Annotated in this window: 27 protein-coding genes; 15 read left to right on the forward strand and 12 right to left on the reverse strand. The window is 74.1% G+C overall.

Translation table 11 applies throughout. From position 1 onward, the window contains the following. Positions 1-6: 6 nt before the first annotated feature. A complete protein-coding gene (locus ACFFKU_RS03325) occupies positions 7-870 on the forward strand; it encodes a 3-methyladenine DNA glycosylase (protein WP_380135618.1) in 864 nt (287 codons plus the stop codon). Here ACFFKU_RS03325 and ACFFKU_RS03330 read toward each other — a convergent pair. Further along, a complete protein-coding gene (locus ACFFKU_RS03330) occupies positions 857-1615 on the reverse strand; it encodes an IclR family transcriptional regulator (protein WP_380135620.1) in 759 nt (252 codons plus the stop codon). The two genes, ACFFKU_RS03325 and ACFFKU_RS03330, sit on opposite strands and share 14 nt — an antisense overlap. A 234-nt stretch (positions 1616-1849) precedes the next feature. Here ACFFKU_RS03330 and ACFFKU_RS03335 point away from each other — a divergent pair, with 234 nt between their 5' ends. After that, positions 1850-2080, forward strand: coding sequence for a DUF1272 domain-containing protein (locus ACFFKU_RS03335; protein ID WP_380136106.1), 231 nt, complete (start codon positions 1850-1852; stop codon positions 2078-2080). A 3-nt stretch (positions 2081-2083) separates the two neighbouring features. Here the strand turns inward: ACFFKU_RS03335 and ACFFKU_RS03340 are convergent, their stop codons facing one another. From ACFFKU_RS03340 to ACFFKU_RS03355, 4 genes are all read right to left on the reverse strand, one after another. After that, complete coding sequence (locus tag ACFFKU_RS03340) at positions 2084-4015, reverse strand: heavy metal translocating P-type ATPase (RefSeq protein WP_380135622.1); 1932 nt, start codon at positions 4013-4015, stop codon at positions 2084-2086. Then, positions 4012-4380, reverse strand: coding sequence for an ArsR/SmtB family transcription factor (locus tag ACFFKU_RS03345; protein WP_380135624.1), 369 nt, complete (start codon positions 4378-4380; stop codon positions 4012-4014). Before ACFFKU_RS03345 ends, ACFFKU_RS03340 begins: the two co-directional genes overlap by 4 nt. 77 nt (positions 4381-4457) lie before the next feature. Beyond that, positions 4458-5318: a siderophore-interacting protein gene (locus ACFFKU_RS03350; RefSeq protein WP_380136107.1), complete on the reverse strand. Its 861-nt coding sequence runs from the start codon at positions 5316-5318 to the stop codon at positions 4458-4460. 93 nt (positions 5319-5411) lie between these two features. After that, positions 5412-6437 carry a siderophore-interacting protein gene (locus ACFFKU_RS03355; protein WP_380135627.1) on the reverse strand — a complete coding sequence of 342 codons (1026 nt, stop codon included), beginning with the start codon at positions 6435-6437 and terminating at the stop codon, positions 5412-5414. Positions 6438-6538: 101 nt separating this feature from the next. On the opposite strand from ACFFKU_RS03355, the gene ligD (ACFFKU_RS03360) reads away from it, so the two are divergent. Continuing rightward, a complete protein-coding gene (gene ligD / locus ACFFKU_RS03360; RefSeq protein ID WP_380136108.1) occupies positions 6539-7468 on the forward strand; it encodes a non-homologous end-joining DNA ligase in 930 nt (309 codons plus the stop codon). 2 nt (positions 7469-7470) lie between these two features. Continuing rightward, entirely contained in the window at positions 7471-8418 is a 948-nt protein-coding gene (gene ligD / locus ACFFKU_RS03365) for a non-homologous end-joining DNA ligase (RefSeq protein ID WP_380135629.1), read from the forward strand. 11 nt (positions 8419-8429) lie between these two features. On the opposite strand, the gene ACFFKU_RS03370 is transcribed toward ligD (ACFFKU_RS03365), so the two are convergent. The 3 genes from ACFFKU_RS03370 to ACFFKU_RS03380 form a co-directional block, all read right to left on the reverse strand. After that, on the reverse strand, positions 8430-9437 hold the full coding sequence (locus tag ACFFKU_RS03370) for an LGFP repeat-containing protein (protein WP_380135631.1): 1008 nt from the start codon (positions 9435-9437) through the stop codon (positions 8430-8432). 106 nt (positions 9438-9543) lie between these two features. After that, positions 9544-10005, reverse strand: coding sequence for a DUF4383 domain-containing protein (locus ACFFKU_RS03375; RefSeq protein ID WP_380135633.1), 462 nt, complete (start codon positions 10003-10005; stop codon positions 9544-9546). A gap of 39 nt (positions 10006-10044) precedes the next feature. Beyond that, entirely contained in the window at positions 10045-11130 is a 1086-nt protein-coding gene (locus ACFFKU_RS03380) for an FUSC family protein (RefSeq protein WP_380135635.1), read from the reverse strand. A gap of 73 nt (positions 11131-11203) precedes the next feature. Here ACFFKU_RS03380 and purD point away from each other — a divergent pair, with 73 nt between their 5' ends. The 6 genes from purD (at position 11204) to ACFFKU_RS03410 (ending at position 17701) form a co-directional block, all read left to right on the forward strand. Continuing rightward, the gene (purD, locus tag ACFFKU_RS03385; protein ID WP_380135637.1) at positions 11204-12493 is read left to right on the forward strand and encodes a phosphoribosylamine--glycine ligase; all 1290 of its coding nucleotides are present in this window, start codon (positions 11204-11206) and stop codon (positions 12491-12493) included. Beyond that, positions 12490-13389 carry a phosphoribosylaminoimidazolesuccinocarboxamide synthase gene (locus ACFFKU_RS03390; protein WP_380135639.1) on the forward strand — a complete coding sequence of 300 codons (900 nt, stop codon included), beginning with the start codon at positions 12490-12492 and terminating at the stop codon, positions 13387-13389. Before purD ends, ACFFKU_RS03390 begins: the two co-directional genes overlap by 4 nt. A 71-nt stretch (positions 13390-13460) precedes the next feature. Further along, a complete protein-coding gene (locus ACFFKU_RS03395) occupies positions 13461-13808 on the forward strand; it encodes a CidA/LrgA family protein (RefSeq protein WP_380135642.1) in 348 nt (115 codons plus the stop codon). Further along, positions 13805-14515, forward strand: coding sequence for an LrgB family protein (locus tag ACFFKU_RS03400; protein ID WP_380135643.1), 711 nt, complete (start codon positions 13805-13807; stop codon positions 14513-14515). The genes ACFFKU_RS03395 and ACFFKU_RS03400 overlap by 4 nt, the downstream gene beginning before the upstream one ends. Before the next feature lie 25 nt (positions 14516-14540). Further along, positions 14541-15827, forward strand: a complete 1287-nt coding sequence (locus tag ACFFKU_RS03405; RefSeq protein ID WP_380135644.1) for a hypothetical protein — start codon at positions 14541-14543, stop codon at positions 15825-15827. Between the two features lie 323 nt (positions 15828-16150). Then, on the forward strand, positions 16151-17701 hold the full coding sequence (locus ACFFKU_RS03410) for a catalase (protein ID WP_380135645.1): 1551 nt from the start codon (positions 16151-16153) through the stop codon (positions 17699-17701). Between the two features lie 428 nt (positions 17702-18129). On the opposite strand, the gene ACFFKU_RS03415 is transcribed toward ACFFKU_RS03410, so the two are convergent. Beyond that, positions 18130-18642 carry an Lrp/AsnC family transcriptional regulator gene (locus ACFFKU_RS03415; protein ID WP_380135647.1) on the reverse strand — a complete coding sequence of 171 codons (513 nt, stop codon included), beginning with the start codon at positions 18640-18642 and terminating at the stop codon, positions 18130-18132. 98 nt (positions 18643-18740) lie between these two features. On the opposite strand from ACFFKU_RS03415, the gene ald reads away from it, so the two are divergent. Continuing rightward, positions 18741-19874: an alanine dehydrogenase gene (gene ald, locus ACFFKU_RS03420; RefSeq protein WP_380135650.1), complete on the forward strand. Its 1134-nt coding sequence runs from the start codon at positions 18741-18743 to the stop codon at positions 19872-19874. On the opposite strand, the gene ACFFKU_RS03425 is transcribed toward ald, so the two are convergent. Continuing rightward, positions 19871-21007 (reverse strand): glutamate--cysteine ligase, encoded by a 1137-nt coding sequence (locus ACFFKU_RS03425; RefSeq protein ID WP_380135652.1) that lies wholly within the window; start codon positions 21005-21007, stop codon positions 19871-19873. The two genes, ald and ACFFKU_RS03425, sit on opposite strands and share 4 nt — an antisense overlap. 84 nt (positions 21008-21091) lie before the next feature. Here ACFFKU_RS03425 and ACFFKU_RS03430 point away from each other — a divergent pair, with 84 nt between their 5' ends. Both ACFFKU_RS03430 and ACFFKU_RS03435 read left to right on the forward strand, forming a co-directional pair. Further along, positions 21092-22021, forward strand: coding sequence for a hypothetical protein (locus ACFFKU_RS03430; RefSeq protein WP_380135654.1), 930 nt, complete (start codon positions 21092-21094; stop codon positions 22019-22021). A 51-nt stretch (positions 22022-22072) separates the two neighbouring features. Next, positions 22073-23527: a dihydrolipoyl dehydrogenase family protein gene (locus ACFFKU_RS03435; protein ID WP_380135656.1), complete on the forward strand. Its 1455-nt coding sequence runs from the start codon at positions 22073-22075 to the stop codon at positions 23525-23527. Here the strand turns inward: ACFFKU_RS03435 and ACFFKU_RS03440 are convergent. Further along, positions 23515-24318, reverse strand: coding sequence for an AraC family transcriptional regulator (locus tag ACFFKU_RS03440; protein ID WP_380135659.1), 804 nt, complete (start codon positions 24316-24318; stop codon positions 23515-23517). The genes ACFFKU_RS03435 and ACFFKU_RS03440 overlap by 13 nt on opposite strands. A gap of 83 nt (positions 24319-24401) precedes the next feature. Here ACFFKU_RS03440 and ACFFKU_RS03445 point away from each other — a divergent pair, with 83 nt between their 5' ends. Together ACFFKU_RS03445 and ACFFKU_RS03450 are read left to right on the forward strand one after the other, a co-directional pair. Then, complete coding sequence (locus ACFFKU_RS03445) at positions 24402-24941, forward strand: VOC family protein (protein ID WP_380135661.1); 540 nt, start codon at positions 24402-24404, stop codon at positions 24939-24941. A gap of 48 nt (positions 24942-24989) precedes the next feature. After that, on the forward strand, positions 24990-25670 hold the full coding sequence (locus ACFFKU_RS03450; protein ID WP_380135663.1) for a PIG-L deacetylase family protein: 681 nt from the start codon (positions 24990-24992) through the stop codon (positions 25668-25670). A 34-nt stretch (positions 25671-25704) separates the two neighbouring features. Here ACFFKU_RS03450 and ACFFKU_RS03455 read toward each other — a convergent pair whose 3' ends face one another. Next, complete coding sequence (locus ACFFKU_RS03455) at positions 25705-26349, reverse strand: MBL fold metallo-hydrolase (RefSeq protein ID WP_380135664.1); 645 nt, start codon at positions 26347-26349, stop codon at positions 25705-25707. Positions 26350-26525: the final 176 nt, after the last annotated feature.

Consider the following 26525-nt stretch of genomic DNA (forward strand, 5'->3'; position numbering starts at 1 on the left):
GTCGAGGTGCTGGCGTCGGCCGACTGGCAGCGGCGGGCCGAGGCGCACGCGGCCCGCGCCGACGCGTTGACCGCCGCCGTCCGGGAGCGGCGGGAACGGGGTGAGACCCACGCGGTCGAGGACTTCCTGCACACCTACTACGCGTGGGCCCCGGGCCGGTTGCGTCGGTGGCACCCGGGTCTCGGGGTGGAGCTGCGCGGCGCCGAGGAACGGGTCGGGTGGGCCGGCTACCGCAGCACGGGTGGCGGGGTGGTCGTCGACGGCACGGCCTTCGCGGCGCGACGGTCCGCGACCCTGCGGCAGACCCGCGACGTGCTGGCCGGGACGCTGGCCCGTCCGGCGCAGCTCGGCTGCTTCGGGCTGCACGAGTGGGCCATGGTCTACCGCAGCCGGCCCGAGGAGATCCGGCACTCCCGCCTCCCCCTGCGGCTCGGGTCGGCGGGGACGGACGCCGTGGTCGAGGGGCACCGGATCCGGTGCAGCCACTTCGACGCGTTCCGGTTCTTCACCCCGGAGGCGGAACCCCGCAACGAGGTCCACCCCACCCGCGAGCAGGCCCCACGGCTGGAGCAGCCGGGCTGCCTGCACGCGACCATGGACTGCTACCGCTGGGCCATGAAACTGTCGCCGGCCGTCGCCGGGGAGACCCTGCTCGACTGCTACGAACTGGCTCGTGACGTGCGCGTGCTGGACATGCGCGCCTCGCCCTACGACGTGTCGTCCTACGGCCTCGAACCGGTGCGGATCGAGACACCCGAGGGGAAGACGACCTACGCGGCCGCGCAGCGGGCGTTCGCCGCCCGGGCCGAACCGTTGCGCCGCACGCTGCTGGCGGTCTGCGACGAGCTCCTGGCGCTCATCCCCGCTTGACGTGCCCGAGCCGCCAGGAGAGGGCGTCGGCGGCGGTCAGCAGGTGCTGGGCCAGTTCCTCGAACCGGTGCGGACCCACCCGGTAGGCGGGACCCGCGACGGTCATCGCCGCCGCGAGCTGCCCGTCGGTGCCGTGGACGGGTGCGGCCAGGGCGACCAGACCCACCTCGAACTCCTCCTGCACGACCGCGTACCCGCGGTCCCGCACCTCGACCAGCTGCTCGCCCAGGACGGCCGGGTCGCAGATCGTCCGGGGGGTGTAGGCGACGAGGGGGGTGCTGAGGGTCGCCCTGAGATCCTCGGGGCTCAGGGCGGCCAGGAAGACCTTCCCGGCCGCCGTGGCGTGCAGCGGGGCGCGGCTGCCGATGCTGTCGAAGCTCGAGAGTTTCGCCTCCCCGACCACCTCGTCCACGGTCGTCGTCTCGCGACCGTCGGAGACGACCAGGGCGACGGTCTCCCCGACGGTGGCCGCGAGGTCGACGCAGATCCCGTGCCCGGCCGAGAGGTCGTGCGAGACGGTCGCCCCGACCGAGAGTTCCGCGGCGGCCGGCCCGAGCCGGTACTGGCCACGGTCGTCGCGCTGGGCGACGAAACCCCGAGCCTCCAGGGTGCTCAACAACCGGAACGCGGTCGACTTGTGGACCCCGGCCGCCCGCGCGATCTCCGTCACCCCGAGACTGCCGTGCCGGCTGAGGATCTGCAGCAGGGTCAGGGCCCGGTCGACGCTCTGCACGCCGTCGCTCACGCCGTTCCTCCCCGTCCCGTCAGGGGGAACAGTCTCGCATGGCGCCCACCCGTCCCTCGGAACGCCGTGACCCCGTCTCACCGCGGGTGCGGTTCCTCGAGGGGGCAGCTGGCGGTTTCCCGACGGACGACGGCCGTTCCGCCCCTCGTGCCGGGGGAGCACCGGGCGCGACCCTGGGTCCGTCAGCCTCGGCTGCTCCCCTCCGACCGTGAAGGACCAGGCGCCATGCTGCAGATGCGACCGACGTGCGAGCGCTGCGACCGGGACCTACCTCCCACGGCGCAGGACGCGTGGATCTGCTCGTTCGAGTGCACCTGGTGCGCCGACTGCGCCGCATCGGTCCTCGCGGGGCGCTGCCCGAACTGCGGCGGGCGGTTGTCGCCCCGGCCGCCCCGCGACGAGGAGAGACCGCCGTCGACCCCCGTCTCCACCGGGGGCGTCGTCGACCCGGACCGCCGGCCCTAGCGCTCACCCCGTCCAGGCGCGCGCCCGCAGCAGCCGCAACCCGTTCAGGGCGACCACGACGGTGGAACCTTCGTGCCCGGCGACGGCCAGGGGCAGCGGTAGGTGCCCGAGGAGGTCCCAGGCGACCAGCGTCACGATGAACGTGGCCGCTGTCGCCAGGTTGGCCACGACGATCCGCCGGGCCCGGCGGGAGAGGAGCACCAACCGGGGGATCGCCTCCAGCTCGTCACGGACCACGACGACGTCGGCGGTGTCGAGGGCGAGGTCCGAGCCGTGCCGGCCCATGGCCACCCCCACCGCGGCGGTGGCCAGGGCCGGGGCGTCGTTGACCCCGTCCCCCACGAGCAGGACGCGTTCCCCCTGCTCCTGCCGGGCCGCGACGACGGCGGCCTTGTCCTCGGGGAGCAGTCGGGTGCGGACCTCGCCGATCCCCGTGCGCGCGGCGACCGGACCGGCGGCCGTCTCACCGTCCCCGGTCAGCAGGAGGACGGGGTGCTCGCTGAGCCGGGCCAGCTCGCCCACGGCTCCGGCCGCCCCGGGACGGACGCGGTCCACGAGGGTGATGGTGCCGACGTCCACCCCGTCCAGGCGGACCACGACCGTGGTCCCGGCGGGCGCGTCCGGGTCCACCCCGACGGGGGCCCGTTCGACCCGCACCTCGTGGCCCCCGACCCTCCCCGCGACCCCGATCCCGGGGACGGCCCGGAACTGCTCGACCACGGCGAGCGGCAACCCCCGCTCGCGCGCGGCCGCGACCACCGCCCGGCCCAACGGGTGCTCGCTGTCCTGCTCGACCGCGGCCGCGGCGCGCAGCACCTGCTCCGGCGTGAGGCCGCGGCCCCCGCCGACGGTGGGGACGACCGCGGTGACCTCGGGGGCGCCCTCGGTCAGGGTGCCGGTCTTGTCGAAGGCGAAGACGGTGCTGCGGCCCACGGCCTCCATGACCGTGGCCGACTTCACCAGGACCCCGTGCCGACCGGCGTTCGCCATCGCGGACAGCAGCGGGGGCATCGTCGCGAGCACCACCGCGCAGGGCGAGGCGACGATCATGAACGTGATGGCCCGCAGCAGCGCCGCGTCGAAGGTCGCACCGAGCAGCGTCAACGGGACCAGCAGCACGAGCAACGTCGCGACCACGACGCCGAGGGAGTAGCGCTGCTCGATCCGTTCCACGAACACCTGGGTGCGTGCCTTCGTCGCCGAGGCCTGCTCGACCAGGGCGACCACGCGGGCGATGACGGAGTCCCCGGCCGCCCGCCCGACCCGGACCCGCAGCGATCCGGTGCCGTTCACGGTCCCCGAGAGGACCTCGTCGCCGGGGGCGCGGGGGACCGGGACCGACTCACCGGTGACCGCCTGCTGGTCGACCTCGGAGACCCCCTCGACGACCGTGCCGTCGGCGCCGATGCGTTCCCCGGGCCGGACGAGGACGAGGTCCCCGACGGCGAGGTCGGCCACGTCCAGCTCGGTCTCGGCGCCCGACGCGTCGACCCGGGTGGCGCGTTCGGGGGCGAGGCCGAGCAGCGAGGTCACCGAGTCGGCCGTGCGCTGGGTGATGACCGCCTCGATGGCCCCCGAGGTCGCGAAGATGACGACGAGCAGGGCCCCGTCGAGGACCTGCCCGATCGCCGCGGCCGCGACCGCCGCGAGCACCATCAGCAGGTCGACGTCGAAGACCCTCTCCCGCAACGCCTGCAGGCCGCTCCAGGCTGGTTCCCAACCACCGGCGAGGTAGCAGGCGAGGTAGCAGCCCCAGCTCGCCCAGGTCGGGGCGCCGCCGAGCTGCAGCGCGCCGCCGAGCAGGAACAGCGCCAGGGCGAGGCCCGCCCAGCGGACCTCGGGCAGGCGGGCACCGGTCCGGAGCACCGACGGGGGCCGGGGCAGGTCACGGCCCGTCCGGGCGGCGGGGGCGACCGGGGTCAGCGTGCCGCTCACGCGCCCGCGTCCTCGACGCCGGCGCGGTGGTGCGCGGAGTGCTCGTCGAGGGCGTGCTCGGCCTGACGCACCGCCTCGACCACGAGGTTGCGGGCGTGCTCGTCGGTCAGCCGGTAGAACACCCGGTTGCCCTCCTGGCGGGTGCTCACCATCCGGCCCCAGCGCAGCTTCCCGAGGTGCTGGGAGACGGCGGTCGGGCTCTTGCGCACGAGTTCGGCCAGGTGGTTCACCGAGAGCTCGCCGTCGCGCAGGGCCAGCACGATGCGGATCCGGGTCGGGTCCGACAGCAGGGTGAAGACCTCGGCGGCGAGGTCCACGTACTGGCTGTCCACGCCCAGGGTGCAGCGCCGACTATCTTCGCTCATGCGAAGATAGTGAGGAAGATGGCGGATGCGGTCAAGCCCGGAGCCCACCCACCCGTCCTCGCAGCCCGGCGGGCCCGTCAGGCGGGGCGGGCGGCCTCGTCCTGCTCCACCGCGGCGTTCCAGGCCGACTTCTCGCCCCGCCACCCCTCCTCGCTGCGCCCGCGCCGCCAGTACCCGCTAGCGGACAACGACTCCCGCGGGACCCCGAGGTCGGTGCGGACCCAGCGACGCACCGCGCGGACGGCGTCGGCCTCCCCGTGCACGAACACGTGGGGGATCCCGGCGGGGAGGTCCAGCTCGCGCAGCCGGGCGAGGAGGGCGTCGGGGTCCGACCCCGGCTCGCGGTGGACCCAGTGCACGGTGAGCTCACCGTGGGAGGCCAGCTGCTGCTGCTCCTCGGGGCCGGCCACCTCGACCACGGCCAGTACGCGGGCCCCCTCGGGGACCTGCTCGGCGGCGGCACCGATCGCGGGCAGCGCGCTCGCGTCGCCCACCAGCAGGTGCCAGGGCGCGTCGGTGGCGGGCGTGTACGCACCGCCCGGCCCCAGCAGGTGCACGACGTCACCGGGCGCGGCGCCCGCGGCCCAGGGACCGGCCAGCCCCTCGTCCCCGTGGTGCACGAAGTCGATCGTGACCTCCCCGCGCCCCGCGTCCACCGCGCGCACCGTGTAGGTCCGCTGCGCGGGCCACTCCTCCCGCGGCCGGTCCTTGCGGATGGCGGCGACGTCGAAGTCGTCGGGGTAGGCGACCCCGGGCTGCGGGAACAGGAGTTTCACGTAGGAGTCGGCGTGCTCCACCGCGAAGTCCGCCAGGTCGTCCCCACCGAGGACGACCCGGACCATGTGCGGCGTCAACCGCTCGGTGCGGCGGACCTCGGCCCGGCGTTGCCGGCGGACGGCCGGGGTCGGGGCAGGGGCGGTGCGGCGGAACGGGTTCAGCACGGAGTTTCTCCAGGTCGGGCGGACGTTTCGGGTCGTTCGAGAGGTTCTTGGCGCCGATCCCGGGGCCGGGCGGATCTCGGCGGGTCCGGGTCAGCCCTCCCGTGCGCCGATGCGCCAGTACCCCATGAACGCGACCGCGTCGCGGGGGACCCCCAGGTCGGTGACGAGGAGCCGCCGCAGGGAGCGCACCACGCCCGCCTCCCCGGCCAGCCAGGCGTAGACCCCTTCCGTGCCGGTGGGCGTCGCGACGTCCGGGACGTCCCAGACCATGTCCTCGACCGCGGATCCACCGTCGGTCTCGCCGCCCCCCTGCGTCGTGCCCGTCCCGGACCTTTCGGCGGCGTCGGCCGGGCACCAGGACGCGGCCAGGCCGCGCACGGCGTCGAGCAGGAGCTCACCGTGGGCCAGGGGCGGTCCGGACGCGTTGCGCGCCAAGACGATCAGCTCGTCCTCGGACCCCGTCGGCGCGTCGAGGGCGGCCGCGTCGGCCCGGTCGGGCACCTCGAGCACGACCGTCACGGCCACCCCGGCGCCCCACGCCCGGGCGGTCAGGATCGCGGCCACCGCCGGCAGCGCCGTCTCGTCGGCGGCCAGCAGCAGCCGCCGCATCCCCGCCGGGGGGGCGAACTCCACCCCCCAGGGCCGTCCCGTCCCCGGGTTGCCCGGACCGACCAGCACGAGCCGGTCGCCGGGGACCGCCGCCGCTGCCCAGGCGGCCGCCGGACCGCAGTCACCCGTCGCGCCGGCGCCCTCGCCGATGCCGTGCAGCACGAAGTCGACGTCGAGCTCGGCGTCGCGCCCGGCGGTGGCCGGTCGGAAGGCCCGCACGGTGTACGTGCGCATGACCGGACGGAGGGCGTCGGGCAGGTGGCGCCACCACGGGTGCCAGTCCCCTCCCCCCGCGGCGACGATCTCGTCGACGTCCAGCCCTGGCCGCGGCAGCAGGATCTTGAAGCGCTGGTCGGCACCGCCGGCCCCGAACCGACCCAGGTCGGGGTCGGTGAAGGTGATCCGCACGAGGTCGGGGGACAGGACCCGTCGCGCGAGCACCGTCGCGGCGAACAGCCGCCAGTCGGGGTCGGTGGCCGCGACCGGGGCGGCGTCGAGGATGGTCATGGTGAGGAAAGCCTAAGCTACAGCTGCGGTGGACGGAAGGTCGTGACCCGGAACGGCTGGCCCCCGCCCGGGCGGGGCAGCAGAGTGGTCCCGTGCTGCCCATGCTCGCCACCGCCGCACCGACGGGCGGCATCCCGCGGGACGGGGACCGGTGGGCCTACGAGGTCAAGTGGGACGGGATGCGGGTGCTGGCCGACGTCCGGGCCGGGGCCGTCACGCTCCTGTCGCGGACCGGTCGTGACGTCACCGGCACGTTCCCGGAGTTCGCCCGGCTCGGCGAGGTCCATGCCGACGTCCTGCTCGACGGCGAGATCGTCGCCCTGGCCGAGGGGGTCCCGAGCTTCGAGGCGCTGGGGGAGCGGATGCACATCCGGGACGCCCGCTCGGCGGCCCTCGCCGCCCGCGCCCTCCCGGTGACGCTGATGGCCTTCGACGTCCTGCGCCTCTACGGCGTCGACCTCGTCGACCGACCCTGGCAGGAGCGCCGCGACGCCCTGGACCGGCTGACCCCCTCCGGGGACGCCTGGCTCGTCTCGCCGGTCTACCCCGACGCCGAGGTGCTGCTCGCCGCGACCGAGGAGCAAGGCCTGGAGGGGGTCGTGGCCAAGCGCCGGGGCTCCCGCTACCAACCGGGACGGCGCAGCCCGGACTGGGTCAAGCACGCCCACCGCCGCACCCAGTCCGCCGCCGTCGTCGGGTGGCGCCCGGTCGAGGGGTCCACGACCCGGATGGGCGCGCTGCTGCTCGCCGTCCCCGACGCCGCGGGCGTGCTGCGCTACGCGGGACGCGCGGGCAGCGGACTGACCGCCGGCATGGAGGCCGACCTCCGCCGGGCGCTGCGCGGCTCGGAGGTCGCCACCCCGCCGCTGCCCGGGATCCCCCGGGTCGACGCGGCGGGGGCCACGTTCTGCGAGCCCGGGGTGGTCGTGGACGTCCGTCACCTCGGCCGGACCACCGCCGGACGCCTGCGGCAACCGACGCTGCGCGGCCTCCGGGCCGACCTGGGTCTCGCCGACCTCCGGGAGGAATGAGGATGCCCGCCGAACCCGCCGACGCCGGACAGGTCGTCGCCGTCGAGGGCCGTCGACTCGTGCTGCGGCGCCTCGAGAAGGTGCTCTACCCGGCCACCGCCGACACCCCCGCGGTGACCAAGGCCGAGGTGATCGGTTACGTCCAGGCGGTCGCCCCCGCCCTGCTGGCGCAAATCGCGAACCGGCCCCTGACCCGGAAGCGTTGGGTGGACGGGGTGACCGGCCCGACGTTCTTCGAGAAGAACGTCCCGCGCGGCACCCCCGACTGGATCCGCACGGTGACGCTGGACGCCCCGGGCAGCACCAAGAACCGGGAGCAGGTCACCTACCCGGTGGTCGAGGACCTCGCGGGTCTCGTCTGGTTGCTGAACCTCGCGGCGCTGGAACTGCACGTGCCGCAGTGGTCGGTGGGCCCCCGGGGAGGGGTGCGCGACCCGGACCGCCTCGTCGTCGACCTCGACCCGGGGGAGGGGGCCGGGCTGGCCGAGTGCGCCGAGGTCGCCCTCGCCGTTCGCGAGCGCCTGGCCGACGACGGCCTGAAGTGTCTGCCCGTCACCTCGGGCAGCAAGGGGATCCAGCTCTACGCCCGCATCTCCGGCCGGCAGGACGCCGACGTCGTGCGCGAGTACGCGCGTCGGTTGGCCGAAGGGTTGGCCCGCGACCGGCCCGAACTGGTGGTCAGCCGGATGACGAAGGTGCTGCGCGGGGGCAAGGTCCTGCTGGACTGGAGCCAGAACAACGCCGCCAAGACGACGATCGCGCCGTACTCGCCGCGCGGGCGGACCCGGCCCTGCGCCGCCGCCCCCCGGACCTGGGACGAGCTGGCCGACGGGGAGGCCCTGCGGCAGCTCCCGCTGACCGAGGTCGCGGCCCGCTACGCCGCCGACGGTGACCTGCTCACCCCCCTGCACCCCGACGCGGACCCCGGCCCCCGGGTGCCCACCGGCTGAACCCGCGCCGCTCAGCGGCGGCTCACCCGGTCGGTGGCGAAGGAGTAGACCAGCGAACCGCCCTGGTAGTCCTGCCGGGCCTGTCGTCCGCCGTCCACGAGGAACTCGTCGCCGACGGGGTAACCGAGCGCACCGCGCTCCCACCCCTGGGCGGCCCAGGTGTTGCGGATGGCTCCGTGGACGCGGTGGGCGCCGGTCGCCGGGCTCCAGTAGAGGCTGGCGTGCTCGAAGTGCTGGCCGAACCCGTTGCGCCACAGAGGGCCGAACTCGTCGGTGACGGGGAGGCCCATCCCGGAACGTTCGAAGTCGCGGTCGGCGTACCCGGCGAGCAGGGCCCCGCGCAGGACGTGGGCCCCGGCCTGCGGTCCCCAGTAGACGACGCCGCCGTCGAACTCGGTGTAGAAACCGTCGAGGGTGCTGAGCTGGAACTCGCTCGTGCGGGGGAGGCCGAGGAACGAGCGTTCCGACCCGGCCGCGCGCCACCGGTCGTGGATCGCGCCGCGGACCACGTGACCCACCCCCGTCCGGTCCACCACGAACCGCCCACCCGCGGTCGCGAGTTCCTGCGGGGAACCCGGGGCCGAGGCGGTCGAGGCCCGGTAGGCGGAGAGGGACGGCCAGCCGTCGCAGGTCGCGACCGTGAGCGGGCGGGTGGCCAGGTCGCGGTTGGAGGGATCGAGCAGGGTTCCCCACTGCTCGCCCACGGGAAGGTCGGTGCTCACCGCGACGGGGGTCCCGCGGTCGGTGCGGAGCGGGGTGCTCGTCGTCGCGGGCGAGAACGAGACCCGGATCGGACGACCGTCGGTGACGAACCGGGTCACCGCTCCGGTTCGGCCCTGCACGCAGGACGCGGTGATGGTCAGGTCCGGGTAGCCGGCGGGGTCGGGGACGTCGGCGCGGGCGTCGTCGATCGGGGCGAGCAGTCCGAGGCCGGTGACGAGACCGGTGACGAGACCGGCGACGAGGCCGGGTCGGGCTGTCCGGCGGGTGGGTTTCCGTACGGCTCCGGTGGTGTTCACGTGCGCCTCCACGACGACGGGGAGAGGGCGCGCTGCCCTCTCCCCGTCCATCGCGCGATCACGTCAGAACGTGACGCCGGTCACCCCGTCCCGCCGGGTCGTGCTCTCAGAACACGCCCTTGGACGACTGGTACTTGTCCTTGACGCCCTTGGAGACCACGAGGATCCCGAGGCCCAGGACGATGTGCAGCCAGTTCACGGCCGGGTTCACGGCGAGGACGGGACTCGGGGAGTTCACGACCAGCCCGGCCCCGGCGATACCGGCCACGAGGTAGGCCAGCCCCAGCCAGACCACGCACTTGTGGCCTTGCTTGGGGTTCGCGGCGAAGCTCAGCACGATCAGACCGAAGGTCATCAGCAGCGCGCTGGACAGGATCGAGGTCGTGAACAGGCCGAACAGGGTCGCCCCGGAGTGAAAGAACCCCAGCTGGTCGTAGTTGGTGACGATGCCCGGGATCACCCCCAGCACCCCGTAGAGGAAGGTCGCGCCGCCCACGAGGCGGGCGAACGACGTGATGATGCCCCCGCTGGGCGGGGCCGGCGCTTCGATGGCGGCAGGGTGGCTCATGACCGGCATCCTTCCAGACCCCGTTCGCCGAGGGGCTGCTCAGCGCGGCAGGAGCGCGTGCGCCTCGGCCCGGGTCATCCCCATGGTCTCCAGCAGGTCCACGACGGCCGAGCGCAGCTGGGCCACGACGACCGTGGCCGACAGCGACTCCGCCCCGAGGACCGCGGGCCCGAGGCGGTAGGCGAGCTCCTGCAGCAGCTCCGCGGCCGGGGGGCGGGGGTCCCCCTCGAAGGGCGGCTCGTGCACCGCGCGGATGCAGGCCGCCATCTCGTCGAGGGCGGCGGCCAGGCTGACCGGCAGCTGCTCGTCGTACTCCAACGCCGTGTTCACCCGCCGCACCGCGACCCGGAGGTTCCGCGTCGCCCGGTCCAGCCCGCGCTGGGTGCGGGCCAGTTCCGGCATCTCGTGCCGCCCCCGGCGCAGCGGGGTCAACCGGTGCACCTCGGAGGCGGCGGTCACCGCCGCCGCCCACCGGTCCAGGCGCGGCTGGGTGTCCCGCGCCAGTTCGAGGGCGCGGGCGCCGAGCACGGGGTCGCGCCGACGGACCGCCTCGGCGGTGTCCTCCAGGATGTCGGCGAGCTGCCCGGTGAAGGCCCGGGCCCGGCCGCGGATGTCGCGGCGGGCGTCCTGGGGCAGCAGCGCGGCGATGACCACGGCGACCACCACCCCGGTCATCGCGTCGAGCCAGCGCCCGTAACCGCCGCCCGGCTGCGGGGGCAGGGCCGAGATGAACAGCGCCTGCAGCGCCGCCTGGTTGACGATGAGGTTCCCGCCGTCGAGGAAACGGGCGAGGGTCATCGCGAGGACGACGAGGACCGCGATCTGCACCGGCCCGTGCCCGATGACCTGGGTCAGCAGGGTGCCGAGGATGACGCCGAGGGTCACGCCGACCCCGAGCTCCCCGACCCGGTGCAGCCGTTGGCTGTTGGTGACCCCGAGACTGACCACGGCCGCGACGCACGCGAACACCGGGTAGGGCTGACCCCAGAGCGCCTGGGCCAGGACCCACGCGGCCCCCGCCCCGATCCCGCACTGCAGGACCTGCCAGTAGGACCCCAGCGCCCGCTGCGCCCCCGCGCGCAACCGCCGGCGCAGCGCCAGCAACGTCGGCGCGAGGGAGGGCACGGCAGCAGTATCGGGGCACCGAGCCCCGGACGCCCCGGAGGAACCCCCCGCGCACCCTCTACGCTCGGGCGCCGTGAAGGTCCTCGTTCTCGGTTCCGGTGCCCGTGAGCACGCCCTCGTGCGTGCCCTGCTCGACGACCCGGGGGTGAGCCGCGTGGTCGCCGCGCCCGGCAACGCCGGGATCGCCCTGGTCGCGCCCTGCGAACCGGTGCGGGCCGACGACCCGACCGCGGTCACCGATCTCGTCGCCCGGCTCGGGGTGGACCTCGTCGTGGTCGGCCCCGAGGCCCCGCTGGTGGCCGGGGTCGCCGACGCCGTGCGCGCCGCCGGGGTGGCCTGCTTCGGTCCCTCGGCCGAGGCCGCCCGTCTCGAGGGTTCCAAGGCGTTCGCCAAGGAGGTCATGGCCGCCGCCGGGGTCCCGACGGCGCTCGCCCACCTCTGCACGACCGAGGCCGAGGTCGTCGAGGCCCTCGACGCGTTCGGCGCGCCCTACGTGGTCAAGGACGACGGGCTCGCCGCGGGCAAGGGAGTGGTCGTCACCGAGGACCGCGACGCCGCGCTGGAGCACGCCCGCACGTGCCTGGAGCACGGCCCGGTCGTGGTCGAGGAGTTCCTGGACGGCCCCGAGGTCTCGCTGTTCTGCCTGTGCGACGGCACCGACGTCGTCGCCCTCGAACCGGCGCAGGACTTCAAGCGCGCCCTCGACGGCGACGAGGGCCCGAACACCGGCGGCATGGGTGCCTACTCCCCGCTGCCCTGGGCCCCGACCGATCTCGTCGAGCAGGTTCTCGACCGGGTGGCCCGGCCGGTCGTGGCCGAGATGGCCCGCCGCGGAACCCCCTTCGCCGGGGTCCTCTACTGCGGTCTGGCCCTGACGTCGCGCGGGGTCCGGGTCATCGAGTTCAACGCCCGGTTCGGGGACCCGGAGACCCAGGTCGTCCTGGCCCGGTTGGCGACCCCGCTCGGTGTGGTCCTCCAGGCCGCCGCCACCGGGCGGCTCGCCGAGCAGCCCCCGTTGCGCTGGAACGACACCGCCGCGGTCACGGTCGTCCTCGCCGCGCCGGGGTACCCCGCCTCCCCCCGGACCGGGGGAACCCTGCACGGTCTCGACGCCGCCGGTGACGTCGGCGGGGTCGCCGTCCTGCACGCCGGGACCGCCCCCGCGCCGGACGCGAGCGGGATCGTCAGTTCCGGGGGTCGGGTCCTCTCCGTCGTCGGCACCGGGACCGACCTGACCGAGGCCCGGGCCGCGGTCTACGAGGCGGTAGAACTGATCGACCTCGAGGGCGGGCACTTCCGCCGCGACATCGCCCTCGCGGCGGCCACCGACGCGAGCACGGGCGACGACGGGGGTGCCCGGTGAGCGCGGGGCTCGACGTCACCGCGACCGACGTCCCCGGCTGGCGGCACGTCTACTCCGGCAAGGTCCGCGACCTCTACGAGCCGTTGCCCGGCACCTCGGGCCCGGACACCGTGCTCGTCGTCGCCTCCGACCGGATCTCGGCCTTCGACCACGTCCTGTCCTCGGAGATCCCGGACAAGGGGCGGGTCCTCACCGCGTTGTCGCTGTGGTGGTTCGACCAGCTGTCCGGGATCGTGCCCCACCACGTCCTCTCCACCGACGTGCCCGACGTGGTCGCCGGTCGGGCGATGATCTGCCGCAAGCTGGAGATGTTCCCCGTCGAGTGCGTGGCCCGGGGGTACCTGACCGGGTCCGGGCTCGCCGAGTACCGCGCAGGCGGATCGGTCTGCGGGATCGAGCTCCCGCCCGGCCTGGTCGACGGCTCCCGCCTGGAGACCGCGATCTTCACCCCGGCCACCAAGGCCGAGCTGGGCGAGCACGACGAGAACGTGTCCTTCGAGGCGGTCGCCGCCACCATCGGCACCGCCGACGCGGAGAACCTCCGTCGGCTCACCCTGGCGCTGTACTCCGCGGCCGAGGAGATCGCCCGGTCCCGCGGGATCGTCCTGGCCGACACCAAGGTCGAGTTCGGCCGGGCGGCCGGGATCACCGTCCTCGGCGACGAGGTCCTCACTCCCGACTCCTCGCGGTTCTGGCCCGCGGAGGACTACGAACCGGGTCGGCCGCAGCCGAGTTTCGACAAGCAGTTCGTCCGGGACTGGCTGACGTCGTCCGCCTCGGGGTGGGACCGCGGCGGTGCGGAGCCGCCGCCCCCGCTGCCCGAGGAGGTCGTGGAGCGGACCCGCAACCGCTACCTCGAGGCCTACCAGCGCCTGACCGGCGCGACGCTGGCCTGACCCGCCCCTGGCCCTTGACCCCCGAACCCGCCCCGCCCCCCGCTGCCCGCGTCCCGGCCGCGGTCCCGGCGGTGCTGGTCGGGCTGGTGCTGCTGCTGGGTCTGCAGCTGCTGGGGACGTGCCTGGTCCGGCTCCTGCACCTGCCGGTGCCCGGGGCCGTCGTCGGGTTGCTCCTCCTGCTGCTGCTCGGCCTGCGGTTCCGGGGTGTGATCGCCCGCGTCGAACCGGCGGGGGACCCGCTGCTCAAGCACCTGCAGCTGCTGTTCGTCCCGCCCGGGGTCGGCATCGTGACCGAGCTGCACCGCATCGCCGACAACGCCGGTGCCCTCGCGCTCGCGGTGGGCGGGTCGTTCGTGCTGGGGCTGCTCACCGCGGGCGTCCTCCTGCAACGACTCCTGACCCGACGGGGACCCGCGTGAACGCCGTCCTGGACGCGGTCACCACCGCGCCCGGTTTCGGGATGTTCCTCACGGTCGGGGCCTACGTCGGCGCGGTGCAGCTCCACCACCGCCTCGGGCGCCCGGCCCTGCTGGCCCCGGTGTTCGTGACCATGGTCGTGGTCGCGCTCGTCCTGCACCTGCTCGGGATCCCCTACCCCGACTACCTGGCCTCGGTCTCCGTCCTGGTGATCCTGCTGGGGCCGGCCACCGTGGCGCTGGCCCTGCCGCTGCTGCGCTCCGGGCCGGCCCTGCTGGCCTCGTGCTGGGCGGTCCTGACGACGCTGCTCGTCACCGGCGTCGTGAGTCTCGGGGTGACCGTCGCCGCGACGACCCTGCTGGGCGCCTCCCCGGAGATCGTGCGCACCACCCTGCCCCGCAACGTCACCTCCCCCGTCGCGCTCACCCTCGCCGAGACCCTGCACGGGGTCGTCGCCCTCTCCGTGGTCCTCACCCTGGTGTCCGGGGTGCTCGGTGCCGTGCTGGGCCCCGGGCTGCTGAGCCTGGCCCGGGTGCGCGACCCCCGGGCCCGTGGCTTCGCCATCGGGCTCAGCGCCCACGGGATCGGGACCGCGCGGGCGCTCGCCGAGTCCGACACCGCCGGCGGGTGGTCCAGCGCGGCGATGGTCCTCAACGCCCTGGCGATGACCGTCGCGCTGCCGTTCGTGGCGGGCTGGCTCGGCGGGTGAGCGCGCGCGTGGCAGGCTTCCGGGCATGTCCTCCCCGTTCGAGCTGACCCCCGCGCCCGACGACCCGGCCGACCTCGGCCGCTGGGCGCTCGCCGAGCTGCGCCCCGAGCTGGAGGCCTGGCTCGACGCGAACGGCGGCCTCGGGGAGGACGTGGACGCGGGGTCGGTGGTCGACGTGCTCGCCGCCTGCGTCGGGGCCGTGCTGGCCACGCGGGACGGGGCCGCGCCGGTCGCCACCGGGTTCACCGCCGCCGAGGTGGACGACCTGAAGGACCGGATCCTGCCCGAGCTCGCCGCGGCGATGACCGCCGAGCTCGACGACGACGCGGTCGGGGCGGCCGTCGCCGCCGAGATCGAGGACGACCTCGCCCTCGTGTGGTGGCACTACCTGCGCTACCTGGCGGAGTCCGGTCGCTGGACCGGGACGGAGGCCGAGCTCGACGCCGTCCTCGCCCGGCTGGAACCGGCCGAGCCGGAGCTGCACCAGGCCCTGGCCGAGGCGGCCGTCGAGGTGGAGCGGGTGGTCGAGGACACGGCCACCACCGGTTCGTTCCCGATGGTCGCGGCCCGGGTGCTGCTGGCCCGGGTGGGGGAGGGCATCGACGTGCCGGCCGAGGAGGACCTCACCCCCGAGCAGGTCGCCGAGGTCCTGGAGGACGTCGAGGACCGGTTGCCCGTCCTGGCCGACGACCCGGCGGCCGACGGCGAGCCCCGCCGGGCCGAGGACGTGCCGTGGCTGCGTCAGGTCCTGCTCGACCTCGTCGACCTCGACGTGCTGCAGCTCGACGCGGCCGGGACCCGGCTCACCCCGGGCCGCCGGGCCGCCCTCCTGGACGGCCCCGACGACGAGTCCCGGGCGTTGCGGCGCTCGCTGGTCGGCCGGTTCGTCCTGCAGGACCCGGACAGCCTCGACGGCGGGTTCGCGGTGTCGGAGGCCGTCGTGCCGACGATGCTCGCCGCAGCCGCCCACGGACGCCCCTTCGGTGACGACGACCTGGAGCACCTGGTCGAGCGGGTCGCCCAGCTCGGCCCGCTGGCCGACGCGGCCGCCGACGAGGTCCGCGACCGGCTGGCCGACCTGGCGGTGTTCGGCATCGTCAGTGCCGAGTCGCCGTGGACCGTCGAGCCCGGCTACCTCCCGGCCATCGCCACCGCGGCCGAGGAGCTGGCCGGCGACGTCGACGAGCTGCAGGAGGTCCTGGGCGCGATGCCCGCGGAGTTCGACGAGGGCATGGTCGACGCCGTCGCCGACCGGCTCGGCCTCGCCGACGACCAGCGGCAGCAGATCAAGGACATCCTCGGCGAGCAGTAGGCCGGGGCACCCTCGGGGTTCTTGTCGTTGCTCGTGGTCTGTGGCGACTTCTCCACCCAGGCCGGGGACTCTCCCGCCGACAAGCGCTCCGTCGGTCCGTGCCGGCCGGAGTGGTGCGGTCGGGGGCCGTGCAATCCGAGTCCTACGGGTACAAGCCCGGAACGTCGGAGTACGAGCACCGAGAATCCTGACCTCTTCTTGATTCGCGAGAGGAGCTGACCAGGACGCGCAGGTGGGCGTCCGGGAGAAGATCGTCCTGAGCCTGTCCTCGCGGAGTCGCCTCTCGGGTGGCGGGTCACCCGGGCCGGGCCGACGCTGGACAGGTGTCTGCCACCACGGGAAGTTCCCGAGTCGAGTCCTCCGGCGCGCCGTTCACCACCACGAACGCCGGCATCCCCGTCCGCAGCGACGAGCACTCCCTGACCCAGGGTCCGGGCGGCGGGATCCTGCTGCACGACGCCTACCTGATCGAGAAGATGGCGCAGTTCAACCGCGAACGGGTCCCGGAGCGGGTGGTGCACGCCAAGGGCGGTGGCGCGTTCGGCGAGTTCACCGTCACCGGGGACGTGTCGGCGTACACGCGCGCCGCACTGTTCCAGCCGGGCACGACGACGCCGATGGCGGCCCGGTTCTCGACCGTCGCCGGGGAGCAGGGGACGCCGGACACCTGGCGCGACCCCCGGGGCTTCAGCCTCAAGTTCTACACGTCCGAGGGCAACTACGACGTGGTCGGCAACAACACCCCGGTGTTCTTCGTCAAGGACCCGATGAAGTTCCAGGACTTCATCCGCTCGCAGAAGCGGCGCGCCGACAACCACCTCCGCGACCACGACATGCAGTGGGACTTCTGGACGCTGTCCCCGGAGTCGGCGCACCAGGTGACGTGGCTGATGGGGGACCGGGGGATCCCGCGCACCTGGCGGCACATGAACGGCTACGGCTCGCACACGTTCCAGTGGATCAACGCCGCGGGGGAACGGACCTGGGTCAAGTACACCTTCAAGACCGACCAGGGCAACGAGTTCTTCACCCAGGACGAGGCCGACCAGATGGCCTCGATCGACACGGACTACCACATCCGTGATCTCTACGAGCACATCCGGGACGGGGAGTTCCCGTCGTGGACCCTCTTCGTCCAGCTCATGCCGCACGACGACGCCGTGGACTACCGCTTCAACCCGTTCGACGTGACCAAGGTCTGGCCGCACAGCGACTACCCGTTGCGCGAGGTCGGGCGGTTCACGCTGAATCGCAACGCGCAGAACTACTTCGCCGAGATCGAGCAGCTCGCGTTCGAACCCTCGAACATGGTTCCCGGGGTCGCGGTCAGCCCGGACAAGATGCTGCTCGGACGCATGTTCAGCTACGCCGACGCCCACCGGTACCGCATCGGGCCGAACTACACCCAGCTCCCGGTGAATCAGCCGCACGCGCCGGTGCACAGCTACAGCAAGGACGGGCCGATGCGCTACGCCAACCCCGGCGACCCGGTGTACGCGCCGAACTCCTACGGCGGGGCCCACGCCGACCCCGCCCGGGCCGGTGCGGTCGGTGGTTGGGACGCCGGCGGCGAACCGGTCCAGGCCGCCTACGTGCAGCACGCCGAGGACGACGACTTCGGGCAGGCCGGGGCGCTGGTGCGCGACGTCCTCGACGACGACGCCCGCGGCCGGTTGGTGGACAACATCGTCGGGCACCTGCTGAACGGGGTCAGTGACCCGATCCTGCAGAAGGCGTTCGCCTACTGGGACGCCGTCGACGGCGACCTGGGCAAGAAGGTGCGGGCCGGGGTCGAGGAGAAGCAGGACCTCCTGGACCCCAAGGCCGAGGAGCAGGCCAACCCGGCCCGCCGGGCGGCGCAGCACAAGGCCTGACCCCACCCACCACCACTCACCCTCCCACCACCCCTCGCCCCCCCCGTGATCAAGGAATCCGCCCGGGGAGAATCCCTTGATCACGGGGATAGGTGAGGAGGCGGGTGCGAGAGGAAAAGGGTTGGCCGGGGTGACGGGGGCGTCCCTACCCTCGCTCGATGACGGTGTCTGCGGTCCTGCCCGACCTGCCCGACCGGTTCGCCGAGGACGAGGGGAGGGTTCGCCGGTGGCGGGCCCTCCCCTCCTCGGCGCGGCAACGGTTGCCCGGCCTGGTGATCGCGGTGCACGCCGAGGCCTGCGACGTGCGGACCCCGCTCGGGCCGCAGCGGATCCGCACCGTCCGCGGCATCGACCCCCGGCCCCGGCCGGGGGACTGGGTCGTCCTGGAGCTCACGCCCCGGCGCGTCGTCGTGGTGTCCGTCCTGGGGTCAGGAGCGCCCAGCGGCGCGGGTGTGCTCGAAGATCAGCGAGGTCTCGGTGAGCCCGACGTCGGGGTCGCGGGACAGGTGCTCGGCGACGAACTCGCGCAGCGCCGCCGTCGACGCCACCGCCACGTGCAGGAGGTAGTCGTCAGCCCCGGCGACGAAGTAGACGTCCAGCACCTCGGGCTGGCGGCGGATGCGGGCCACGAAGGGCCCCATGCTGCCGCGCGCGTGCGCGGCCAGCTTCACCGCGATCATCGCCTGCAGGTCGTGGCCAAGGGCGGCGGGGTCGATGTCGGCGTGGAACCCCCGGATGACCCCGGACTCCCGCAGCGCCCGCACCCGTAGCAGGCAGGTCGAGGGGGCGATGCCGACCTTCTGGGCCAGGGCGGCGTTGGTGATCCGGGCGTCCTCGGCCAGCTCGTGCAGGATCGCCCGGTCGACCGGGTCGACCTCCGGTCGCAGCTTCTTCGGCGGAACCGGGACGAAGCGCGCTCCAGTCGAACGATCGTCAGCCATACCGGCACTCTAGCGAATCATCGGCGGACTTCTTGTCTCCTCAGCAACATATCTTCATCCTGGAGGGGTCGGAGGGCAGCGAAACCAGGAGGGTCGTCATGCGTGTCGGAGTTCCCCGCGAGATCAAGAACCGCGAGTACCGGGTCGCGCTGACCCCGTCCGGGGTGCACGAACTGGTCGGGCACGGTCATGACGTCCTGGTCGAGGCCGGGGCCGGACTCGGGTCGTCGCTGCCCGACGCCGAGTTCGAGAGCGCCGGCGCGAAGATCGTCGCCTCGGCCGACGAGGTCTGGGACCAGGCCGACCTCCTCCTGAAGGTCAAGGAACCCGTCGCCGAGGAGTACCACCGTCTCCGCCGCGACCAGGTCCTCTTCACCTACCTGCACCTGGCGGCCTCCCGGCCGTGCACCGAGGCACTGCTCGCCTCGGGCACCACCTCGATCGCCTACGAGACCGTGCAGCTGCCGGACCGCTCGCTGCCGCTGCTGGCCCCGATGTCCGAGGTCGCCGGGCGGCTCGCGCCCCAGGTCGGGGCCTACTCCCTCATGCGCGCCCAGGGTGGGCGCGGGGTCCTCATGGGTGGTGTCCCCGGGGTGCGGGGTGCCGACGTCGTGGTCATCGGCGCCGGGGTCTCCGGCCAGAACGCGGCCCAGATCGCCCTCGGGATGGGGGCGGAGGTCACCGTCCTGGACCTGTCCATCCCCAAGCTCCGTGAGGTCGACGCGCGCTTCGGTGGGGCCGTCCGCACGATCGTGTCCAACGCGTACGAACTGCAGCGGGCCGTGCTGAACGCCGACCTGGTCATCGGCGCCGTCCTGGTGCCGGGCGCGCGCGCCCCGAAGCTGGTGTCCAACGACCTGGTCTCGCGGATGCGTCCAGGAGCGGTCCTGGTCGACATCGCGATCGACCAGGGCGGTTGCTTCGAGGACTCGCGGCCCACCACGCACGACGACCCGACGTTCGCGGTGCACGACACGGTGTTCTACTGCGTCGCCAACATGCCGGGTGCCGTCCCGCACACGTCGACCTACGCGCTCACCAACGCGACGCTGCCCTACGTCGTGAAACTCGCCGACCGCGGGTGGCGCTCGGCCACGCAGGCGGACGCGGCCCTGGCCGCGGGCCTGTCGACCCACGACGGCCGGTTGCTCAGCCACGAGGTCGCCGAGGCGCACGACCTGCCGTTCCTCGACCCGGCCGAACTGCTCGCGGACCCGGCCGGCACCCGCTAACCGAGCGGGGCCCGCAGCTCCGCGACGAGGGAGTCCACGACCGCCGCGAGGGGCTCCTCCGTCGCGGCGGCCGCGGCGGCACGCTGGCGCTGGTAACTCGCTCCCGTCCGCGGGATGCGTTGCACCAGAGCCAGTTCGTCGGCGCACCCCAGACGGGCGGCGACCGGTTCCAACCGGTTCAGCAGCTCCTCGAGGTCGTCGGTCACCAGCCGCTCGCGGCCGCGGGCGTCGAGGATGATCTCGGCGTTCAGGCCGTAGCGGGCCGCGCGCCACTTGTTCTCCTGGACGTGCCAGGGCGGCATCGTCGGCAGGGTCTCCCCGGCCTCCAACCGGTCGTCCAGGTGCACCACGAGGCAGTGGGTGAGCGCGACCAGCGCGGCCAGTTCGTTCAGCGACGGCACCCCGTCGCAGACCCGCACCTCGATCGTCCCCAACCGCGGCGAGGGGCGGATGTCCCAGCGCACGTCGGACAACCCGTCGATGACCCCGGTGACGAGCATGTCGTCGACGTAGCTCTCGAACTCCGACCAGCGGTCGAACTGGAACGGGAGCCCGGCGGTCGGCAGCTGCTGGAACATCTGGGCCCGGTTGCTGGCGTACCCGGTGTCCTTGCCGCCCCAGTAGGGGGAGCTCGCCGACAGCGCCTGCAGGTGGGGGTAGTAGTTGAGCATCGAGTTCAGGATGGGCAGCACCTTGTGCACCGAGGAGATCCCGACGTGCACGTGCACCCCCCAGATCAGCATCTGCCGACCCCAGAACTGGGTGCGCTCGATCAGCTCGGCGTAGCGCGGGTTCTCGGTCACCTGCTGGACGTCCCACTGGGCGAACGGGTGGGTGCCGGAGCTCACCAGTTCCAGGCCCATCGGGTCGGTGACGTGCCGGATGGCGGTGATGCTGCCGGCCAGGTCGGCGACCGCCTCGCCCGCCGTGTCGCAGATCCCGGTGACGAGTTCCAGGGTGTTGAGCAGGAGCTCCTTCTGGATCCGGGGCCCGGTGCTCGAGGCGTCCCGATCGACGGCCTCCAGCACCTCCGGGGCGGCGCAGGCCAGGTCACGGCTGGCCCGGTCGACCAGCGCCATCTCCCACTCGACGCCCAGGGTGGGGCGGTCGTTGGCGGTGAAGTCGATGCCCACACGGTGATGACACCACACCCGGTCCCACCGGCGCGCCCCACGGGCCGTCGTCGCGGCGGTGGAACGGTCCGCCAGGATGGGACCGTGGATCTCCGACCGCCCCGCCTGGGCCTCCTGCTCGACGTCGACGGTCCGATCGCCAGCCCGGTGACCCGGTCCGTCAGCGCCCCCGGGTTGCTGCCGACCCTCACCGCCCTCCTGGCCGAGGGGGTGCCCGTCGTCTTCAACACCGGTCGCTCGGAGGGGTTCCTCCGCGCTCAGGTGGTCGACCCCCTGCTGGTCGCCGGACTGCCGCCCAGGGCCCGGGTGCACGCCGTCTGCGAGAAGGGGGCGGTGCACGCCTCCATCGGCCCGGACGGGTTGGGGGAGGTGGTCGTGGACGAGTCGGTGCGCCTTCCGCCGACGGTCGTCGCCGACCTCGAAGGCCTCGCCCGCGACCGGTTCGCCGACCTCATGTTCGTCGACCCCGGCAAGCACGCGATGGTCAGCATCGAGCAGCACCTGCACCTCGACTCGGCCGAGTACCTGCGCCGCCAGCCCGAGTACGAGCGGGCGGCCGCCGAGGTGCTGCGCGACGCGGGGTTGGGGTTCACCTGGCGCGGGGCGGCCCACCCCGACGAGGCCGGCGCCACCGACTGGCGGATCGACCCCACGATCATCTCCGTCGACGTCGAGTCCGCCGTTCTCGGCAAGGACCGCGGCGCGGCGGTCGCGCTCGACCTGCTCGCGGGCGACGGCCCCCTGCCGGAGGAGTGGCGCACCGCGGGGGACTCCCGGACCGACTACGCCATGGCCGACTGGCTGCACGCGCAGGGACGCCGCGTCACCCACGTCGACGTCCGGCCCGCCGACGGCGTGCTCGAACGGCCCTTCCGGGTGCTGACCCCCGGGCGCACCGTGAACGACGTCGCCGGCGCCGCGTGGTTGCGCAGCGTGCTGGCCGTGGTCCGCGGCGAGGTCGACGACGACGCGGGGTTCGACGCGGGGTTCGATGCGGGGTCCGACCTGGGCTGAGGGGTTCGCGGCGACGGGCGGCGCCGACGGCCCCGACGTAGCGTGCCGAGGGTGAGCGAGACCACCGACCTCCGGACCGTCGACGTCGTCGTGATCGGGGGTGGCCCGGTCGGGGAGAACGTCGCCGACCGCGCGGGTCGCGACGGTTCGGAGGTCCTCGTCGTCGAGGCCGAACTCGTCGGCGGTGAGTGCTCCTACTGGGCCTGCATGCCCAGCAAGGCGTTGCTGCTGCCCGGTCACGCACTCGCGGCCGCGCGTCGCCTGCCCGGTGCGGCCGCGGCCGTCACCGGTCGGGTGGACGCCGACGCGGTGCTCGCCCGGCGCACGCAGTTCACCCACGGCTGGGACGACTCCTCCCAGGCCGACTGGCTCTCCTCGGCGGGCATCGGCCTGCTGCGCGGGTCGGCCCGCCTCGCCGGGGCCCGACGGGTCGAGGTGGTCTCCGCCGACGGGACCACGACCCTCGTCGAGGCCCGACGGGCGGTCGTGCTCGCGACCGGTTCCGAACCCGTGCTCCCCGACATCGACGGATTGCCCCAGGCCCGGGCCTGGGGCAGCCGCGAGGCCACCAGCGCCGAGCACGTACCGGCGCGCCTGGCGGTGCTGGGCGGGGGCGTCGTCGGCGTCGAGCTGGCGCAGGCCTACGCCCGCCTCGGGTCCGAGGTCACCCTGCTCGCACGCTCCGGACTGCTCGGCGGGTACGAATCGGTGGCCGGTGAGCTGCTGGCCGACGCGCTGCGGGAGGAGGGGGTCGACGTCCGTCTGGGGTCCGGGGTGGAGCGCGTCCGGCGCGAGACGGCCGGGGCGGAGGAGATCACCCTGACCGTGGGTGGGCCCGACGGGTCCGCCGAGCTGGTCGTCGACGAGTTCCTGGTGGCGACCGGGCGACGTCCCGCCACCCTCGGGGTCGGGCTGGAGACGGTCGGCCTGCAGGACGGCGCCACGCTGGAGGTGGACGACTCCGGTCTCGTCGCCGGTGTGGACGGGGAGTGGCTCTACGCCGTGGGCGACGTGTCCGGCCGGGCGCCGCTGACCCACCAGGGCAAGTACGCGGCGCGCGCGACCGGGGACGCGATCGTCGCCCGGGCCGTGGGCACCCTCACGGGGGACCCGGCGCCGTTCTCCCCGTGGGCCGCCTCCGCCGACCGTCTCGGGGCGCCGCAGGTCGTCTTCACCGATCCCGAGGTCGCCATGGTCGGGCTGACCGAGGCCCGCGCGCGTGAGCGTGGGCTCCGCGTCCGGGCGGTCGACCACGACCTCGCGACCGTGGCCGGGGCCTCGCTGACCGCCGACGACTTCCGCGGTCACGCCCGGATGATCGTGGACGAGGACCGCCGGGTGGTCGTCGGCGTGACGTTCGTGGGTCCGGGGGTCGCCGAACTGCTGCACTCGGCCACCGTCGCCGTGGTCGGCGAGGTCCCCCTCGACCGGCTCTGGCACGCGGTCCCCAGCTACCCCACCATCAGCGAGATCTGGTTGCGGCTGCTGGAGGACTACGGGCTCTGAGGAGCCGAGCCGCCCGTGGTGGCCCGCCGGTAGGCGCCGGGCGGGATCCCCAGCACCGTCCGCACGTCGTTCGTGAGGTGGGCCTGGTCGGCGTAGCCCAGCTCGGTCGCGACGGCGGCGAGGTCCGCGGCGGAGTCGGAGCGGATGCGCTGCAACGCCTCCTGCAACCGACGCCGACGGATCATGGCGGCCGGGCTCACCCCGCTGTGCCGCCGCACGAGCCGTTGCAGCGTGCGCACCGACACCCCCAGGCGTTGCGCCGCGTCCTCCGGGCGCAGGATCGTCGGGTCGTCCTGCAGCAGGGCCGCGGCGGTGTCGGCCGACGCCTCCACCGGCCCGGGAGCGGGAACCCGCTCGACCAACCAGCGGGCGAACGCCGCGACCGCCGCGGCCGGGTCGTCCCGGGCCATCGCCGACGCCACGGGATCGCGCAGACCGGGCAGGTTCAGGAACTCCGACCGGTCGCGCAGCGCCTCCGGTTCGGCCACCAGCGCCGCGACCGCCGCGGCCCGCAGCAGGGCGCCGACGGCCCACCCCGTGCCCACCAGGTCACGGTGCCCGGCGCGGGTGGTGGGCCCCGCGAGCTCGACGGTGACCGGTTCCCCCGACTGCACCACCAGGTTGAGGGCCGGGAACCCGACCACCTGCTGCCGCGACGTCCGTCCGGGGGGCAGGTCCCAGCGCGGGACCCAGAACCAGCGGCACCGGTCGGCGGCCTCCGGCGGGGCGGGGAACCGCTCGAACCGGGGCAACCGGGCCGGGTAGACGATGCCCCGGTGCGCGCCGCTCATGCCCCGAGGGTAGGACCGCCGGCCGACCCGGTTGTCGCGGATCTGCAAGCGGGCGCGGCCGCCCGCCGCCTAGCGTCGGGGGCATGGACGAAGATCTCGCAACGCAGAACCCCGCGTCGACGGAACCGCCCGCCCGGGCCGCCGACGGCGCGCACACGACGGCGGGGATCCCGCACGGGTCGACCAGTCTGACCCCGTTCCTGGTCGTGCCCCGGGCGGCCGCCGCGATCGAGTTCTACCGCGACGTGTTCGGGGCCCGCGTCGTGGACGTCACCGAGATGGGGGGACGCGTCGTCCACGCCGACCTCGACCTGGGCCAAGGTCACCTCCAGCTCGGGGAACCGGCGGCGGAGTACCACCTGGTGCCCGCCCCCGCGGGGGACGACGACTGCTACTCGATCGCCTTGTACTGCAACGACGCCGACGCCGTGGTGGCAGCGGCCGAGGAGGCCGGGGCGACCGTCCGGGAACCGCTCACGACGTTCGTGTCGGGGGACCGCTACGCGAGCATCCGCGACCCGTTCGGGGTGCGCTGGTCGGTGATGACCCGGGTCGAGGACCTGTCCGAGGAGGAGAGCGCGCGGCGGGTGGCCGAGTGGGCGGCGCAGTTCACCACGGGATGAGCGCCGGCTCGACCGGCCGGGCGGGATCACCGGGCGTAGGGTCGCCCGATGGTCCTGCTGGGTTCCTTCGCCGGTGACGTGGACGATCCCGTCGTCGTGCTCCACGCCCACCAGGACGACGAGACGTTGACCCTCGGCGCCTGTCTGGAGGCCGAGGCCGACGCCGGGCGCACGACGATCACGGTGCTGGGGACCGACGGCCGCAACTCGGGGGTGCGTACCCAGCTCGGGCTCACCCCGGCGAAGTTCTCCGCGGCCCGCGACGCCGAGTACCTGGCCGCCTGCGCGGCGCTCGCGGTCGACCACGTGTTCTACGCCGGTGGGCTCGACGGTGCGCTCTCCCTCGAGCAGGCCCGGGCCCAGGTGTCGACGTGGGTGGCCCGGTTCCCCCGGGCCCGTTTCAAGGCCCAGTCCTGGATCGACTCCCACCGCGACCACCGCGCCCTGGGAACCGCGTTGTTCGAGGCGTGGGAGGCGTCGGGCCGGACCCTGGACTGCCGCTGGTACGTCAAACGGGACGACTGGGACCGCGCTCCCTCCGGCGCCTGGTTCCAGGCCGGAGGTCCCCGCGTGCTGGCCGCCGCGGCGGAGTACCGCAAGGAGGACCCGGCCGCCGGCCGCTACGGCATCGGCTACCGCAGCGTCGGGCGCAGCTTCGAGGAACTGCTGGCCGACAACCGGACCCTGGTGCACACCGGCGACGCCACCCCCGCCCCCACCCCGACTTGATCACGGGGGAGGGGCGGGGTGGGGTGGGTGGGGGTCAGAGGTCGACGGGACCGGCACCCGCGACGTCGCGGATCTCCGCACCGCCGAGACGGCCGACGTGGCCCTTGTACATCTCGCGGGCCGGCGGGGTGAGCAGGGCGTCGTGGACCGGGACGGCGAGGCCGGGGCCGACGGCGCGGACGAAGTCGATGGTCTCCTTGATCGCCGCCCACGGGGCGTTGAGCGGCACCGCGAGCACGTCGACGCCCTCGGGCGTCGCGGAGTAGGCGTCGCCCGGGTGGAACAGCGTCGGTTCACCCGCCGCGGAGAGCAGCATCCCCACGTTGCCGATGACCGGCAGGTCGGCGTGGATCGTGGCGTGCCGGCCGCCCTGCCCGCTCACCGTCACCCCCGCGACCTCGACGCTCTGCCCCGCGTGCAGCGCGGAGACGTCGAGCCCGGACCCGGCCAGGGACCCGGCCGTCTCCGGTTCGGCGTGCACGACCGCGGAGTCGTTGGCCTCCAGCAGGGTGCCGAGGCGCTCGGGGTCGATGTGATCGGGATGGGCGTGCGTGATCAGGACGGCGTCCAGGTCGGTGAGTTCCTCGAAGCCGGAGCTGAACGACCCCGGGTCGATCAGGATGCGGGCCGAGCCCGTCTCGACGAGCAGGCACGAGTGACCGAAGTGCGTGAGGCGCATGACCCACATCGTGGACCCGCCCCCCGGCGACCCGCACCCCGCCCCGTCCCGGTCGTGGGCCCCGAGGGCGTGTCGGGGACGTGAACGAGATATATCCGCGCGGTCACACCGGTGAAACGTCAGCTCCCTAGCGTGGACGTGGCCGCCCGTCCGGGAGGTCCGGGGCGGATCGCGCC

The organism is Kineococcus gynurae, from assembly GCF_042433995.1.
Lineage (GTDB): Bacteria > Actinomycetota > Actinomycetes > Actinomycetales > Kineococcaceae > Kineococcus > Kineococcus gynurae.